The sequence below is a fragment of the Mycolicibacterium sp. 624 genome (assembly GCF_040548615.1).
In the GTDB taxonomy this organism is placed as follows: Bacteria; Actinomycetota; Actinomycetes; order Mycobacteriales; family Mycobacteriaceae; genus Mycobacterium.
The window spans coordinates 315,298-330,882 of record NZ_JBEPRZ010000005.1 but is presented as its reverse complement, the minus strand read 5'-3'; the positions used below and the strand labels follow the sequence as shown (position 1 = coordinate 330,882).

At 67.6% G+C, this 15,585-nt stretch carries 14 protein-coding genes; 6 read left to right on the top strand and 8 right to left on the bottom strand.

What is annotated here, in order from left to right:
- Position 1 precedes the first annotated feature (1 nt).
- Together ABIA65_RS21120 and ABIA65_RS21115 are read right to left on the bottom strand one after the other, a co-directional pair.
- Positions 2 to 886: an SDR family oxidoreductase gene (locus tag ABIA65_RS21120; protein ID WP_354524807.1), complete on the bottom strand. Its 885-nt coding sequence runs from the start codon at positions 884 to 886 to the stop codon at positions 2 to 4.
- Positions 887 to 950: 64 nt separating this feature from the next.
- Positions 951 to 1,427: a hypothetical protein gene (locus ABIA65_RS21115; RefSeq protein WP_354524806.1), complete on the bottom strand. Its 477-nt coding sequence runs from the start codon at positions 1,425 to 1,427 to the stop codon at positions 951 to 953.
- 152 nt (positions 1,428 to 1,579) lie between these two features.
- Here ABIA65_RS21115 and ABIA65_RS21110 point away from each other — a divergent pair, with 152 nt between their 5' ends.
- On the top strand, positions 1,580 to 2,161 hold the full coding sequence (locus tag ABIA65_RS21110) for a TetR/AcrR family transcriptional regulator (RefSeq protein ID WP_241401072.1): 582 nt from the start codon (positions 1,580 to 1,582) through the stop codon (positions 2,159 to 2,161).
- Positions 2,162 to 2,416: 255 nt separating this feature from the next.
- Positions 2,417 to 5,467, top strand: coding sequence for an MMPL family transporter (locus tag ABIA65_RS21105; protein ID WP_354524805.1), 3,051 nt, complete (start codon positions 2,417 to 2,419; stop codon positions 5,465 to 5,467).
- On the opposite strand, the gene ABIA65_RS21100 is transcribed toward ABIA65_RS21105, so the two are convergent.
- The gene (locus ABIA65_RS21100) at positions 5,464 to 6,390 is read right to left on the bottom strand and encodes a 1,4-dihydroxy-2-naphthoyl-CoA synthase (protein ID WP_241401070.1); all 927 of its coding nucleotides are present in this window, start codon (positions 6,388 to 6,390) and stop codon (positions 5,464 to 5,466) included. The genes ABIA65_RS21105 and ABIA65_RS21100 overlap by 4 nt on opposite strands.
- A gap of 101 nt (positions 6,391 to 6,491) precedes the next feature.
- Between ABIA65_RS21100 and ABIA65_RS21095 the strand changes: the two genes are divergently transcribed.
- The gene (locus ABIA65_RS21095) at positions 6,492 to 6,767 is read left to right on the top strand and encodes a hypothetical protein (protein ID WP_241401069.1); all 276 of its coding nucleotides are present in this window, start codon (positions 6,492 to 6,494) and stop codon (positions 6,765 to 6,767) included.
- Between the two features lie 22 nt (positions 6,768 to 6,789).
- Here ABIA65_RS21095 and ABIA65_RS21090 read toward each other — a convergent pair whose 3' ends face one another.
- The 3 genes from ABIA65_RS21090 to ABIA65_RS21080 all read right to left on the bottom strand — a co-directional run bounded on the left by ABIA65_RS21090 (position 6,790) and on the right by ABIA65_RS21080 (position 9,962).
- Positions 6,790 to 7,470, bottom strand: coding sequence for an HAD family hydrolase (locus ABIA65_RS21090; RefSeq protein WP_354524804.1), 681 nt, complete (start codon positions 7,468 to 7,470; stop codon positions 6,790 to 6,792).
- Positions 7,467 to 8,681, bottom strand: coding sequence for an RNA polymerase sigma factor (locus ABIA65_RS21085; RefSeq protein WP_354524928.1), 1,215 nt, complete (start codon positions 8,679 to 8,681; stop codon positions 7,467 to 7,469). Before ABIA65_RS21085 ends, ABIA65_RS21090 begins: the two co-directional genes overlap by 4 nt.
- 69 nt (positions 8,682 to 8,750) lie before the next feature.
- Positions 8,751 to 9,962 (bottom strand): CynX/NimT family MFS transporter, encoded by a 1,212-nt coding sequence (locus ABIA65_RS21080; RefSeq protein ID WP_354524927.1) that lies wholly within the window; start codon positions 9,960 to 9,962, stop codon positions 8,751 to 8,753.
- 107 nt (positions 9,963 to 10,069) lie between these two features.
- Between ABIA65_RS21080 and ABIA65_RS21075 the strand changes: the two genes are divergently transcribed.
- Together ABIA65_RS21075 and ABIA65_RS21070 are read left to right on the top strand one after the other, a co-directional pair.
- Entirely contained in the window at positions 10,070 to 10,738 is a 669-nt protein-coding gene (locus ABIA65_RS21075) for a FadR/GntR family transcriptional regulator (RefSeq protein WP_241401067.1), read from the top strand.
- A gap of 43 nt (positions 10,739 to 10,781) precedes the next feature.
- Positions 10,782 to 11,621, top strand: a complete 840-nt coding sequence (locus ABIA65_RS21070; protein ID WP_241401066.1) for a GNAT family N-acetyltransferase — start codon at positions 10,782 to 10,784, stop codon at positions 11,619 to 11,621.
- Here ABIA65_RS21070 and fadD8 read toward each other — a convergent pair.
- Together fadD8 and ABIA65_RS21060 are read right to left on the bottom strand one after the other, a co-directional pair.
- On the bottom strand, positions 11,618 to 13,219 hold the full coding sequence (fadD8, locus tag ABIA65_RS21065) for a fatty-acid--CoA ligase FadD8 (protein ID WP_241401065.1): 1,602 nt from the start codon (positions 13,217 to 13,219) through the stop codon (positions 11,618 to 11,620). The genes ABIA65_RS21070 and fadD8 overlap by 4 nt on opposite strands.
- 118 nt (positions 13,220 to 13,337) lie before the next feature.
- Positions 13,338 to 13,814, bottom strand: a complete 477-nt coding sequence (locus ABIA65_RS21060; RefSeq protein WP_241401064.1) for a YciI family protein — start codon at positions 13,812 to 13,814, stop codon at positions 13,338 to 13,340.
- A 140-nt stretch (positions 13,815 to 13,954) separates the two neighbouring features.
- On the opposite strand from ABIA65_RS21060, the gene ABIA65_RS21055 reads away from it, so the two are divergent.
- Positions 13,955 to 15,562: an amidohydrolase gene (locus ABIA65_RS21055; protein WP_241401063.1), complete on the top strand. Its 1,608-nt coding sequence runs from the start codon at positions 13,955 to 13,957 to the stop codon at positions 15,560 to 15,562.
- The last annotated feature ends 23 nt before the right edge of the window (positions 15,563 to 15,585 follow it).

Below are 15,585 nucleotides of genomic sequence, written 5' to 3'. Positions count from 1 at the left end.
CCTAACTATTCACCCCCCCGGGCTGGACGCGCTGGCGCTTCATCACCGCGTCGACGGCGGCGGGCGCGAAGCTGTTGACGATGCCCGCCGTGAGCGCCATCCGCGGTGCGATCCGCAACGGCTGGTGTCGCGCCGCGGTCACCATCCAGTCGGCGGCCTCCTCCGCGCTCAGCCCGGGAAGCCCGTCATAGGCACGCGTCGGCGCGATCATCGGCGTCTTCACGAGCGGATAGAACAGCGTGGTGGCGTGCACGCCGTCGGCGGCCCACTCGGTCTCGATGACCCGGCTCACGGCGGTCAGAGCGGCCTTCGACGCGTTGTACACCGCGAAAAGGGGAGAGGACTCGCTCAGCACGCCCCACGTGGAGACGTTGACGACGTGGCCGTCGCCGCGTTCCCGCATACCGGGGCAGAACCCCCGGATCAGGCGCAGCGGGCTGTAGTAGTTCAGCGTCATCGTGCGTTCGACGTCATGCCAGCGTTCCAGCGACTCGGCCAGCGGGCGGCGGATTGAGCGGCCGGCGTTGTTCACCAGCACGTCGATACCGCCGTAGCGTTTCTCGACTCCTGCCACCAGGTCATCGACGGCGTCGAGGTCGGACAGATCGCACGCATACGCCGACGCTTGCCCGCCCGCGGCGGTGATGTCATCGACAACGGCGTCGAGAAGTTCCTGCCGGCGGGCCACCAGGATCACCGTGGCACCCTCCTGCGCCAGCTTGCGCGCGCCCGCCTCGCCGATGCCCGATGAGGCGCCAGTGACCAGGATGCGTTTGCCCGCCAGGTCGATATCGCGCCTCGGCCCGAGCAGCTGTTCGGTGATCGAAGGGCGCATGCTGGTCAGCAGCAGGCTCTCGGAGAGGCGGCGCAGCGGGTTCTTGCTCACGGCCACCGAGCCTAGGCCGTTGGGCTAAGACCACCTGCTCGCGGTGCCCGCCAACGGCGCACCGTCATGACTCGGCGCGCGGTGCGGGGCGTAACACGCAGCGCGCGTAGCCAATCCAGCAGATCGTCGTGACAACCACGGCGATCGCGACGACGACCTGCGGCCCCGATGCGACCGCGATGCCCACGGCGTCGCGGCCGGGCGCACGCCGGTCTGCGACGGGCATCAGCATGAACGGCATGAGTCCGCCGGCGAAGGTGGCCATCGAACCGATGACCGCGATGCCGAACGACTCCCGCAGCGCTCCCCAGATCATGACGGCAGCGGGTATGAGGACCAGCAGCGCCAGCGGCAGCGGCCGCAGGCTCGCGTCGACCTCACCCGTGCGCGTCCACGCACCCCACCCGGCCATGTCGGCGGAGCCGTTGACCCCGGCGGCGTGGAACCACGGCAGCGCTATGCCCGCGACGATGATGGCCACGCCGAGGACAGCGATCACCCACTTGGTGACGGTGGTTTCGATGACTGCCCCCTGGATCACACACTGATGACGTCGCCGTCGAGCCTAGAACGTGCCCGGAGGGGGCCGCCGCGGACATCGATGGACTGCGAGGAGCGTTCCGCGCGGCAACGGCGCGAACCTCAGTAGAATGAGCGGTCTACCTTGATGTTCTTTGATTGAGAGGAGCCGCGGTGGCCAGCGCTCGGGAGCGCCTCGTCATAGGCGCAATCGGCCTGCTGCGCAGCCGGGGTGTGGAGGCGACGGGTGTCGCCGACATAGTGGCCGCCAGTGGAGCTGCCCGGCGGTCGCTCTACTCGCACTTCCCGAACGGGAAGATGCAATTGATGGTTGAGGCCACGGGTCGCGCCGGTGGGGAGATCGACGGCGCCATCCGAACGTTCGCCAAGGCCGACGATCCGGTCGCAGGCCTCCGGGCGTTCATCGCCTCGTGGAAGGTGATGATGCAGTCGGAGGACTTCAGCAGTGGATGTCCGGTCGCGATGGCAGCTCTCGGTTCCTTCGAAACACCCGAACTCGCGCGCGAGGCGGCGTCGGTGTTCGCGAGTTGGCAGGACGCGCTGGCGGAGCAACTCTCCCAGGCTGGCTTGATCCCGACGGTGGCCGCCTCCTTCGCGAGTTTCGCCGTGTCGGCGATTGAAGGAGCAGTCGTGCAGTGCCTTGCCTACCGCTCCACGCAACCACTCGACGCCGTCGACGAACATCTGTCCTCGGCGCTCCGGGCCCGCTTGGATTCACAGGAGGGTTCGGAGTAGTCATCCGAACGGCACGCGGGCGCGACCGGGTAGCCACCGCGCGGCCGTCCTAATGCGGACATCCGGGTTCGGCTCTAGGTTTGCCACCCAACCCGCTCGCCTTCCAACTTGCGGTCGATGTCCGTGCTCATGTGGGGCTTCTCCCTCTCATGCGGTGGCCAATTTGTGTAGATCGATTGGTCTACCTACAGTAGACCGATCGATCTACCTGGTCGCCCAGCGCGTTAGCTGGTCGTACGCAGAACGGGGAGCGGGATGCCGAGCGACCGACGATTAGCGTCAGCACTTGGGCGATGGTGTACGGACCGCGCGGCCTGGGTCATCGGGTTCTGGGTCCTGGCCGCCGCGCTGCTCAACGTCTTCGTGCCCCAGCTTGAGGTGACTGTCGCCAAGAACTCCGCGCCGTTCATCTCCAACGATCTGCCCGCGGTGCAGACGCTGCGCGACATGGCTGACGACTTCGGCACAGAGCCGTCGACGGCACTGGGCAGCGTGGTCATCGAGACCGACGGCGGGATCGGTCCGGCCGAGCAGCAGTACTACGAGAAGATCGTGGACCGGCTGACCAACGACCGTCGCGACGTCGCCTACGTTCTGGACACCTACGGCAATCCGGCCATCCGCGACATTGGCCTGAGCCCCGACGGCAAGGCCATTCAGCTGACGGTCGCAGCGGTAGGCGACGTCGGCTCGGCGCGTGCACACGCGAGCACCGAACAGATTCGGTCGGCCCTCGACTCGATACCCAAACCCGCTGGGGTACAGACGTACTTCACGGGTGCGGCACCAGTCCTGGCGGACCTGTTCACTGCGATCGACTCGTCGTTGTTGATCATCACGGCGGTCTCGGTGTTGTTGATCACCGTGCTGCTGCTGTTGGCCTTCCGGTCGTTCGCGGCGGCGGCGGTTCCGCTCCTGACGATCGGAATCTGTCTGGCCGTCGCGCGCCCCGTCGTCTCACTGCTGGGCGCCGCGCATGTGATCCCGGTGTCAAACTTCTCGATCGCCATTGCGACGGCGATGGTTCTCGGTGGTGCGACCGACTACGCGATCTTCACCGTCATGGGCTTCTTCGAGGGGCGGCGCAAATCGCTGCCCTGGCAGGAGGCGATCTCGTACTCGTCCACGCGCGTGACCCGGATTGTGGTGGCCTCGGCCCTCACCGTCGCCGTCGCCAGCGGCGCGATGGCGTTCTGCAAGGTGGGAATCTTCCGCACCGCGGGTATTCCGACCGCAATCTCGATCGTCGTCGCGTGTCTGGTTGCGCTGACTCTGCCGTCGGCGCTGCTGCGGTACTTCGCCCCGCGGGGCTGGGTGGAGCCACGGCCGCTCAACGAACGCCGCTGGCGCCACGTGGGCGCGGTGGTCGTCCGCCGCGCGATCCCGCTTTCGGTGGCCGCAGCGGCGGTGCTGCTGGCGGCGTCATCGGTGCTGATGACGATGGTGATGGGCTTCGATGAAGACCGAATGCAATTGCGCGCCACCGACTCGACGATCGGGCACGACTCGGTGTATCGCCATTGGGGCGTCAACGAGGCGCTGCCGGAGTATCTGTTCATCCGCGCCGATCACGACATGCGCAACACAAATGACCTCGCCGCCCTCGAAGCAATTGCGATCGGAGTGTCCAACCTCCCCGAAGTCGCCTACGTCCGGTCGATCACCAGGCCCGACGGTGCGCCGCTGCCAGAGGCGAGCACCGGGTACCAGACCGGTCGGGTAGCAGACGGGCTCGGCGATGCGAACCGCCAGTTACAGCAGGCGTCGCCACAGTTGATCGAACTCGCGGAGGGAGTCGACCGGCTGAATGCCGGCGCAGCGCAGGCAGCGCAGCAACTGCCCGCCCTGTCCGCGGGTACCGACCGCGTCGTCAACATCGCCAGATCAGTCGTCGACGGTCTCGACGTCGCACAGCAGGTGATCGACAGCGCCACCGGGAACACCGCGAGTCTCGAGCAGGCAACCGCCAAACTCACCGACGTTGTCACGGCCCTGTCGTCGGTGGCATCCGCCGTCGGCTCGACCAATGACCAACAGGCTGCGGCAATTTCGGAACTCAACGCGGTGTTCGGGCCGTTGCTAGCCGCCGATGCCTCTCCTGCCTGTACTGCTGACCCCAGCTGCCTGCAGGCGCGGCGCGCCTTCACGGACCTCAATGCGGCGACCGCGGGTGCGGCGGGCGTCGCGCTGCGACACACCGCGACGCTGACTGGCTTCCCCCGGGAGGTCGTGAACCGTGCGCAGGCGGCGCTGCCGCAGGTCGAGCGGGGGCTGACGGGACTGCAGCGGCTGCTCGCACAGGTCAACGGTCAGTCTCCGGCTGAGCTGAGGACCCAGTTGTCGCGGCTCACCGACGGCGTGGACGAACTCACCTCGGGTCTGGTCGATCTCAGCGACGGGCTCGGGCAGGTGAAGGTGGGGACTGACCAGGCAGTGGCGCTGACCTCGAAACTCCAGTCCGGTTTGACCACCGCGACGGACTATCTCGCTCGGATGAGCGCACATACGACGAATGGGCCCGGGAGCGGATTCTACCTTCCGCCACAGGGATTGGATGATCCACGGTTCGTCGACGGCGCACGTCTTCTGCTCTCGCCCGACGGTCGATCCGCGCGAATGCTGGTGGTGTGGAGTGTCAACCCGTACTCCGACCAGGCGCTTAACGCCGTCGGACAGATCTCCTCGGCCGCGTCATTGGCGGCTCGGGGAACGGTACTGAAGGAGGCAGCGTTCTCGACGGCGGGTTTGACCACGCTGTCCGAACAGATGCGCACTCAGGTGATCCACGACTTCGGACTGTTCGGCGCCGTGGCTGTGATCGGTGTCTTCCTGGTCTTGGTCATGCTGTTGCGCTCTCTCGTCGCGCCCGCGTTCATGGTGAGCACCGTGGTGTTGTCGTTTGGTGCCGCTGCGGGACTGAGCGTCCTGGTCTGGCAGCACATCGTCGGCATACCCCTGGATTGGTCGGTGTTGCCGGTCGCGTTCATGGCACTGGTCGCAGTCGGCGCCGACTACAGCATGCTGTTCGCCGATCGCATCCGGGAGGAGGCCGAGCGCGGCGGCATGGTTCGGGGCATCATTCGCGGTTTCGGGTCCACGGGCAGCGTCATCACCACTGCTGGACTGGTTTTCGCGATCACCATGTTCGCCCTGATGAGCGGTAGCGTCCTCACCCTTGTGCAGATCGGGTCGACCGTCGGGCTTGGTCTGCTCCTTGACCTCGCCGTCGTACGCACGATCTTCATCCCCGCCGGAATGGTGATCCTGGGAGACCGGATGTGGTGGCCCGCCCGCCCCAATCGCTAGAAGTAGCGGGGTGACTGCGACCAGTCGGGGTCGCGCTTCTCCAGGAACGCATCCCGGCCCTCGACGGCCTCATCGGTCATATAGGCCAACCGGGTCGCCTCCCCGGCGAAGATCTGTTGGCCCACCAGGCCGTCGTCGAGAAGGTTGAACGCGAACTTCAGCATCCGGATCGCCTGCGGCGACTTGCCGTTGATCTCGCGGGCCCATTGCAGCGCAACGTTTTCCAGGTCGGCGTGATCGACCACCTCGTTGACCGCGCCCATCGCGTGCATCTGCTCGGCGGTGTAGGGGCGGCCCAGGAAGAAGATCTCCCTGGCGAACTTCTGACCGGTCTGCCGGGCCAGGTAGGCGCTGCCGTAGCCGCCGTCGAAACTGCCGACGTCGGCGTCGGTCTGCTTGAACCGGGCATGCTCACGGCTGGCCAGCGTCAGGTCGCACACCGCGTGCAGGCTGTGCCCGCCGCCGGCGGCCCACCCGTTGACCAGGCAGATGACAGGCTTGGGCATGAACCGGATGAGGCGCTGCACCTCGAGGATGTGCAGCCGGCCGGCCTGGGCGGGATCCACGGTCTCGGCGGTCTCGCCCGACGCGTACTGGTAGCCGGTGCGGCCGCGGATGCGTTGGTCGCCGCCCGAGCAGAACGCCCAGCCGCCGTCCTTCTGCGACGGGCCGTTGCCGGTGAGCAGGACAACGCCGACATCCGGTGACATGCGCGCGTGGTCGAGGACGCGGTAGAGCTCGTCGACGGTGTGCGGCCGAAACGCGTTGCGCACCTCGGGTCGGTCGAACGCGATGCGGACCGTCGGTTGCGGGACGCCGTCGGCGACGTGCCGGTGGTAGGTCAGGTCGGTCAGGTCGAAACCTGCGACGGGCCGCCACTGTGACGGGTCGAACGGATTCTCGGTGCCTGCGGTGTCGCTCACGAAGACGACCTTAAGGGCCGTCCGGGTTTCACAGGAAGCGCCTAGGGGTACCAAGTGGCCGCAACGGTGCGTACGTCGCGCCACGAACTAGGAGGACCAGGATGAAGCGGTCAGCAGGGGTATTGGTTTCGGGCGTGATTGCCGGTCTGATGCTGGTGGGATGCTCACCGTCGGTCCAGGGTGGCGACACCAAGTGCAAGGACTTCGTGGGTGCCGACGAGAAGACTCAGAACGAGGCGGTCAACAAGATGCTGAAGGACGAGAAGGGCGCGGACCCGGCATCGCTGGAGATCACCGGCACCCGCTTGTCGGTTCAGGCGTTCTGTCAGACCGCCGGCAAGCAGGACAGCACCATCAAGGAGGCCCCGCACCTCTGAGCGCCTGGGCGGGCGCCGCGAGCTAGAGTGCGACGCCCGCCGAGGTCAGGGCCTTGATGAGGCCGTCGGGTCGCTGATCGGTGGGCAGTGGGTCGACGAGTGCGAACCGGCAGCCGAGCGCGCGGGCGCCACCGTCGGCCTCCTCGCTGTCACCGACCATCAGCGCGTCCTGCGCGGGCACCCCCAGCGCCGTGAGTGCCGTCTGGAAGATCTCCGAGTTCGGCTTCACTGCGCCCACTTCGAATGACAGCACGAACTCGTCGACGACATCGAGCACGCCGAGTTGCGCGAACGCTGGCCGCACATCGAAGGCGATGTTGGACACCACCGCGATCGGGATGCCCTTGCGGTGCAAGCCGGCGAGCACCGTGGCGGTGTCGGGGTAGGCCGTCCAGCTGGCCGGGTCGATGAGAAGTTCGTAGAGCGTCTCGGCCTGGTGATCGGCCACCCCGGACTCGCGAAGCACATGCAGGTAGGCCTCGCGGTGCAGATGCGGTGCCAGATCCCGGTTCATCCAGTTGCCGTACTGCTCATCGTTCATGTCGACGGAGCGTCCGGTGGGTGCGGTCAGTCGCCGCATCAACTCGGCCTGCACATGACCGTCGACGACCTGCTCATCGACCTTGATGCCGGCGAACCAGCTGTCGTCCTCCTCAAGCCGGAAGAGCGTTCCAGAGAAGTCGAAGAGTACCGCGCTGATCATGCCCTCGCCCTATTCGCCTTGTCCGCCAAGATGTCTCGCTCCGCTTCGTTGTCGGTGAGCGCCGCTGCCGCGTCGAACTGGACGGCGGCCTCATCGCGTCGCCCCATGCGCGCCAGTAGTTCGCCCCGGACGCTGGGCAGCAGGTAGCTGCCGTCGAGTCCGGTGATGTTGTCGACGATCGCCAGGGCGGTCTCGGGACCCGAGTCCATCGCGACGGCGACCGCCCGGTTCAGTTCGACCACCGGGGACGGCGCGATCTGCAGCAGGCCGTCGTACAGCGTGACGATGCGTGCCCAGTCGGTGTCGGCGGCACTCGGTGCGACGGCGTGACACTCGGCCAATGCTGCCTGCAGTGCGTAAGGCCCCCAGCCGGTGCCGTTGCGCTGCAACGCCGTAGCGGCCCGCTCGAGTGCCGCCACGCCGCGGTTGATCTGCGCGCGGTCCCACCTGGTGCGGTCCTGATCCTCGAGCAGGATCGGCCTGCCGTCGGCATCGGTGCGGGCGGCGAACCGTGAGGACTGGAACTCCATCAGCGCGACCAGTCCCTGCGCCTCGGCGCGCTCGGGTACCAGAGCGGCGAGTGCACGGCCCAGACGCAGTGCCTCGGTGCACAATTCGTCGCGAATCCAGCGCTGCCCGAAGGACGCCGAGTAGCCCTCGTTGTAGATGAGGTAGATGACGCTCAGGACCGCCGACAGTCGCGTCGGGTACTCCGACGGGTCGGGCACCTCGAACGGGGCGCCCGCGTCGCGCAGGGTCTTCTTGGCCCGCACTATGCGCTGGGCGATGGTCGCCTTCGGCACCAGGAACGCCTGCGCGATCTCCTCGGTGGTCAGGCCGCCGACGACGCGCAGCGTCAGCGCGATCTGATTCTCGCGCGACAGCGCCGGGTGCGCCGAGATGAAGATCAGCCGCAGCACGTCATCGTCGATGTGGTCGGGATCCCATGCCAGTTCCGTCTGGCTCTGGCTCTGGGTCTGCAGGTCGCGGGCCAGCGCGGCGTACCTGGTATCCAGGCGATCCTGCCTGCGCCACTGGTCGACGGCCTTGCGCTTGGCGACGGTGGTCAGCCAGGCGCCCGCATTGCGCGGCACGCCGGAGGTGGGCCATTGCGCAAGCGCGTCGACGAGCGCTTCCTGAGCCAGGTCCTCGGCCAGGCCGACATCGCCGACGGCGCGGGTCAGTGTTGCGACGATCTTGGCCGCCTCCATGCGCCACACCGCGTCCACGGTCTGCTGGACGACGGGGGCGCTCACGCCACCATTGTGCCGCGCAGGCGGTCAGACGTACCGGTTGCGCCCGGCGAGGGCGCCTGCGCAGATCTGCACGGCGTAGACCGACAGGAACATCACCCAGGGCACCGTCCACCCGTGCGTGACGTCATGAAGCAGGCCGAACAGGAAGGGGCCGATGGCCGCGATCAGGTAGCCGAATCCCTGTGCCATTCCGGACAGTTGCGCGGTGTCCTCGGCATTTCGCGAGCGCAGCGCGATCACCGCCAGTGCCATCGAGAAGACGCTCATACCGACGCCGACCAGGATGCTCCACAGGATCGGCTGGGCCCCCGGTGCGATCATCAGGCCGACGACGCCGGCGATGCCCATGGTGCCGAGTCCGACGATCCATCCGCTCTGGCTGGAGCTGCGCGCGGCCAGTGGCGTGAGCACCAACGCGACCGGCACGCCGATCAGCGATGTCAGCCCGACCAGGATTCCCGCCTGCAACTTGTCGATCCCGGTGTCGATGAAAACCTGTGGCAGCCAACCCATCACGATGTAGGCCATGAAGGACTGGCAGCCGAAGAACAGGGTCACGGTCCAGGCCAGCCGGCTGCGCAGCAGCGAGCGGCGCTGACCGGACGGCTGGGTGTTGAGGACCCACGCGCCGCGGTGGCGTCGCGAGGCCGGTATCCAGGCCACCAGGGCGATCACTGCGACGACGGCCCAGAGCGCCAGGGCTGTGCGCCAACCGCCGACCGGTTCCTCCAGGCCCGGTGTCACCGCGGACCCGAGCGCGCCACCACCCTGCAGGGCGGCGGTGTAGATGCCCGTCATCAGCCCGACCCGGGCGGGAAAGGATCCCTTGATGACGACGGGGATCAGCACGTTGACCAGCGCTATGCCCGCGCATGCGATGAGCGTCGCGCCGATCATGAGATGCGGGCCGTCGGCGACACGCAATGCCAGGCCCGTGGAGAGTGCCACCAGCGCCGCCGAGATGGTGCGGCCAAGGCCGATCCGCGACGACAGCCAGGGGGCGGCGAGACCGGCGGCGGCGAAGCACAGCGCGGGCAGCGTGGTGAGCAGGCCGGCCCACGTCGCTGAGACGCCCAAATCCGCGCGCATCTCGTCGAGCAGGGGTGCGACGCTCGTGACGGCGGGCCGCAGATTCAGTGCGGTGAGGATGACGGCGACGGCCAGCAGCGCACCGCCGGCGATGGTGGGGACCCGGCTGCTCTCGATCTCCGCGGCGCCGTCGAGTTGGAGGGTCAGCTCGGTCGCGTAGTCGTCGTGGCCGCCGTCAGTCCCTTTGCCCTGCTTGTCACCGTGCACGCTGCTAGGATCGCATACATCCCATGATTGGTTGAAAGGATGTCCCTGTGGCTTTGAGCACTGCGCGCCGGGCGGGCCTGGTCGACCAGGTCATCGAGCAGATTCGGCAGACGGTCGCGGCCGGGGAGTGGCCGCTCGGCGGGCGCATCCCCAACGAGGCCGTGCTCGTCGAGAGCCTCGGGGTGGGCCGCAACACCGTGCGTGAGGCGGTCCGAGCCCTGGCGCACGCCGGCATCCTCGAGGTCCGGCAGGGTGACGGCACCTACGTCAGGGCCACGAGTGAGGTGTCGGGCGCGCTGCGCCGGCTCTGCGGCGCCGAACTGCGCGACGTCCTCCAGGTCCGTCGAGGCCTTGAGGTCGAGGGCGCCAGACTCGCCGCCGCCAACCGCACCGACGCCGACATCGCGCAACTGCGGACCCTGCTCGATTACCGCGACGAGTGTGTGCGCGACGGGCGCACCGACGAGTTCGCGCGCGCCGACGTGGAGTTCCACCTGGCCGTCGTCGCCAGCTCGCACAACCCGATGCTGACCGAGCTGTACCGCGGGCTGATCGAGGTCATCACGGCCAGCATCGCGAGCACTCAGGAGACGCCGGTGCACATCGTCGACCACGGCGTGCTGCTCGACCACATCGTGGTCGGCGACGTGGATCTGGCCGCCCGCACCGCGGGGCAGCTGCTCGACGGCATCCTCGCGGGACTCTGCGGCGCCTGAATAATCAGTTTCCCGCCGCGTGTCCAGCGTGGACAATCACGGCGTGAATAACGCATCCCTGTTCTGCGGTACGGCACTCGCGCAGCGCATCGAAGAGGCCGAGGCCCAGCTCATCGTCGCCGCGACCGAGGCCGCGGGCAGGCGGGGCGCCCAGGGGATGGTGCTGCCCGTGGCCGGCGGCTTCGCGTGTCTGGCCGATGACGGCTCGCCGATGAACAAGGTCGTCGGCGTCGGCTTCAACGGAGTTCCCGACTCCGCGGAGCTGGATCAGATCGAACGGACCCTCTCCGATTGTGGCGTTCCCGTGCAGGTGGAGCTGTCCAATCTCGCCGACCCCGAGGTCGCTGCGGTGCTGTCCGATCGCGGCTACCGGTTGATCGGGTTCGAGAACGTGCTCGGGCGTTCCCTGCTGATCGAGCCGGAGGCGCCACTCGGCATCGACGTGCGGAGGCGCACCGACGATGAATTCGACGCGTGGGTCGCCATCTTCACCGAGGGCTTCGCCAACCCCGACGGCGAGGGCGTGCCCGGCATCGACGACTTCCCCCGAGATGTCGTCGCGAATGCCATGCGCGACATCGAGAAGGCAGGCGCGGCAAACTACGTCGCGCTGTGCGATGGGGTGATCGCCGGAGTCGGCAGCGTACGACTGACCGACGGCATCGCTCAGCTCACCGGTGCTGCCACCGCTCCGGCGTTTCGGCGCCGCGGTGCGCAGTCCGCGCTGTTGACCGCGAGGTTGCGCGACGCCGCCGCCGCGGAGTGCGATATCGCCGTGGTCACCACCGCCCCGGGCTCGCGGTCGCAGAAGAACGTGCAGAACAAGGGTTTCCAGCTGCTCTACACCCGCGCCGTGATGGTCAAGGCGCCCGAAGCGGACTAACCCACCGCGCGGCCGGAACCCTCCCAGAACTGCGCGCGGACGGCCTTCTTGTCGGGCTTGCCCAGCGCGGTCACCGGCACGGAGTCGACGACGATCACCTGCTTGGGCGCCTGCACCGAACCCTTGCGGTCCTTGACGGCGGCCTGGATCTCGGAGGTCATGATCGCGACGGCCGCGTCGTCGGTCGCAGCGTCGGGGCGGAGCACCACAACGGCCGTGACGGCCTCGCCCCACTTCTCATCCGGTGTGCCGATCACGCAGACCTGTGCGATCGAGGGATGTTCGGCGACAACGTCTTCCACCTCACGCGGGAACACGTTGAACCCGCCGGTGACGATCATGTCCTTGGTCCGGTCGACGATGTACCAGAACCCGTCCTCGTCCTCGCGGGCCAGGTCGCCGGTGTGCATCCAGCCGTCGCGGAAGGTCTCGGCGGTGGCCTCGGGCAGATTCCAGTACCCGCCGCACAGCAGCGGCCCCGAGACGCAGATCTCGCCGACCTCGCCCTGGGGTACCGGGTTGCCGTCCTCGCCGAGCAGTGCGGTCCGCGCGAAGAGCGTGGGCCGCCCGCACGAGGTGAGCCGCTTCTCGTCGTGATCACCCTTGGCCAGGTAGGTGATGACCATGGGCGCCTCGGACTGGCCGTAGTACTGGGCGAAGATCGGCCCGAACCGCCGGATCGCCTCCGCCAGGCGCACCGGGTTCATCGCCGATGCGCCGTAGTAGACGGTCTCCAGCGACGACAAGTCGCGGGTGTGGCTGTCGGGGTGGTCCATCAGCGCGTAGATCATCGACGGCACCAGCATCGTGGCGCTGATCTTCTGCTCCTCGATCGTCCGCAGCACCTCTGCCGGGTCGAACTTGGACAGCACGATCATCTCGCCACCCTTGACGATGACCGGCGTGAAGAACGCCGCGCCCGCGTGCGACAGCGGCGTGCACATCAGGAACCGCGGGTGCTCCGGCCACTCCCACTCGGCGAGCTGAGCGGTGGTCATCGTGGTGATCGACTGCGTCGTACCCATGACGCCCTTGGGCCTGCCCGTGGTGCCGCCGGTGTAGGTCATACCGCCGATGTGGTCGAGCGGCAGGTCCGCGGCCTGCAGTGGCTGGGGCTCGTAGGTGGCCGCCTCGGCCGCCAGATCGACGGCCACACCGGCCAGCGCCTGCGGCACGGGGCCGATGGTCAGGATCTGCTTGAGCGAGGGGACCTTCTCCAGCAGGCCAAGCGCCCGCTCGGTGAACATCGGCGTCGGGTCGATGATGAGCGACGTCACGCCCGCATCCGACAGCACGAACGCGTGGTCGTCGAGCGAACCGAGAGGGTGTAGTGCGGTGCGGCGGTAGCCCTGCGTCTGCCCGGCGCCGATGATCATGATGACCTCGGGGCGGTTCAGCGATAGCAGACCCGTCGCGGTCCCGGTGCCCGCGCCGAGCGCCTCGAACGCCTGAATGTACTGGCTGATGCGCTCGGAGAGCTGTCCGCCAGTGAGCGTGGTATCGCCGAGGAACAGCACCGGCCTGTCCCGGTTGCGCTTGAGCGCGCCGACCGTGAGGTGTCCGGAGTGCAGGGGATGTCTCAGCAACGCGTCGGTCATGGCTTCAGATTAGAACGTGTTACAGAAATAGTTACAAGGGCCGCCCCGCATCAGGCGGCGACTTGGGCGCGCAAACCCGCGCTCACCGCGGGTTTGCGCGCCGAAATCACTCAGCGACCTAGGCCGTCGGTTCCTCGCGCAAGCGCTCGTCAGCAGCCTTGCGAGCCTGGACGGCGATCTTCTCGGCCAGGTCGGCCTTCCACTGGATCTCCTTCTCGATCCACGGGTTGTCCATCGGGAACTCCTCGGTCTCCGACACCCGACGCACCTCGAGCCTCACGCCGGGGCCCAGCGGCACCTTGCGCGCCCACTGCTTGGCCTCCTCCTTCGAGGAGACGTCAAGGATCCAGAAGCCGTTGAACAGTTCCTTCGCCTCGGTGTAGGGGCCGTCGGTGATGACCGGCGGGTCGGCGTCGAAGTCGACGACGAAACCCTCCTCGGGTCCGGTCAGGCCCTCACCGGCCAGCAGCACCCCGGCCTTCACGAGTTCCTCGTTGAAGCGGCCCATCGACTCGATGATCTCGTTGAAGTCGACGTTCTCGTAGGCGGCCTCGGCCTCGGGGGTGGACCGCATGATCAGCATGTAGCGCGACATTGTTCTGTCTCCTTCTACTCGGTTGAAGGGGCATCTCCATCGTGCCCTCGTGACTACGTCGAACGGCAACACCCGAAATCGACACGGCGGTGAACTTTGTTTCGCAAGGATTTTCCCAATGCCGCCGATAGGATCACCCAATGCCCGCTGACCTGGTGTTATTCGGTACCGTGCTGACCGTCGACGACGCCCGGCCGACCGCGCAGGCGCTCGCTGTCGCCGACGGCCGCATCGTGGCGGTGGGGGAGCGGGCGGACGTCGAGCACCTGGTTGGACCCGGCACCGAGGTGGTCGAGCTGCGGCAGCGGTGCGTGATGCCGGGGTTCGTCGAGGCGCACGGGCACCCGCTGATGGAGGCGATCGTGCTCGCCGACCGCATCGTCGACATCCGGCCCGTCACGATGTCACGCGCCGACGACGTGGTGGCCGCCATCGCGCGGGAGGTCGCCGCCCGTGGCGCAGACGGCGCCTACCTCAACGGCTGGGATCCGCTGTTGCAGGAGGGTCTGCCGGAGCCCACGCTGGCGTGGCTCAACGACCAGGCTCCCGACACCCCGCTCGTGATCGTGCACAACTCCGGGCACAAGGCGTACTTCAACTCCGCTGCCGCGCAGCGCAACGGACTGAACCGCGACACCCCGGACCCGAAGGGCGCGTCGTTCGGACGCGATGCCGACGGTGAGCTCGACGGCACGGCGATCGAGACCGGTGCGGTGTTCTCCCTCGTCGGTGACGCGGTCGACCCGAACGGCTACCCGGCGATGCTGCTCGCCGAGTGCGCGCGGCTCAACCGCGCCGGGCTGACGACGTGTTCGGAGATGGCCTTCGATCCGATGTTCCGGCCGATGCTGGAGACGTTGCGTGGCGACGTCACGGTGCGGCTGCGCACGTATGAGATGTCGACGGAGCAGATGACGACCACCGAGGCACTGGCCAACGGTGACGACATGGTCAAGCAGGTCGGCATCAAGATCTGGGTCGACGGGTCGCCGTGGATCGGCAACATCGACCTGACGTTCCCCTACCTCGACACCGACGCCGTGCGCACCATCGGGGTGACGCCCGGATCGTGCGGGCACGCCAACTACACCCGCGAGCAGTTGGAGGAGATCGTCGCCGCCTACTACCCGCTCGGGTGGCAGATGGCGTGCCACGTGCACGGTGATCGCGGTGTGGACACCATCCTCGACGTGTACGAGCAGGCAATCGCCAAGCACCCGCGCGATGACCATCGGCTGCGCCTCGAACACGTCGGCGCCATCACGCCCGCACAGCTGCAGCGCGCCCACGACCTCGGTGTCACGTGCAGCATCTTCGTCGACCACATTCACTACTGGGGTGACGTTCTCGTCGACGGGCTGTTCGGTCCCGAGCACGGAGAGACGTGGATGCCCGCGGGGTCGGCCGTGGCCACCGGCATGCGGATCTCACTGCACAACGATCCGCCGGTGACACCCGAGGAGCCGCTGCGCAATATCAGCGTCGCCGCCACTCGACTGGCGCCGAGCGGGCGCGTGCTCGCCCCGCAGGAGCGCATCACCGTCGAGCAGGCCATCCGTGCGCAGACGATCGACGCGGCGTGGCAGTTGTTCGCCGATGACGTGGTCGGCTCCCTGGAGGTCGGCAAGTACGCCGATCTGGTGGTGCTGTCGGCCGACCCGCGCGCGGTGCCTGCGCAGGACATCGCTGACCTCGACGTTGTCGCGACCTATCTCGCGGGCAAACAGGTTTTTGCTAAAACCGCCTGATGGCGACGTAGTTCTGGCACGCT

Coding starts and splice junctions, on each gene's coding strand:
- ABIA65_RS21055 (WP_241401063.1), top strand. CDS start 13,955: ATGCCCGCTGACCTGGTGTTATTCGGTACCGTGCTGACCGTCGACGAC.
- ABIA65_RS21105 (WP_354524805.1), top strand. CDS start 2,417: ATGCCGAGCGACCGACGATTAGCGTCAGCACTTGGGCGATGGTGTACG.
- ABIA65_RS21060 (WP_241401064.1), bottom strand. CDS start 13,814: ATGTCGCGCTACATGCTGATCATGCGGTCCACCCCCGAGGCCGAGGCC.
- ABIA65_RS21090 (WP_354524804.1), bottom strand. CDS start 7,470: ATGATCAGCGCGGTACTCTTCGACTTCTCTGGAACGCTCTTCCGGCTT.
- ABIA65_RS21085 (WP_354524928.1), bottom strand. CDS start 8,681: ATGGAGGCGGCCAAGATCGTCGCAACACTGACCCGCGCCGTCGGCGAT.
- ABIA65_RS21095 (WP_241401069.1), top strand. CDS start 6,492: ATGAAGCGGTCAGCAGGGGTATTGGTTTCGGGCGTGATTGCCGGTCTG.
- fadD8 (WP_241401065.1), bottom strand. CDS start 13,219: ATGACCGACGCGTTGCTGAGACATCCCCTGCACTCCGGACACCTCACG.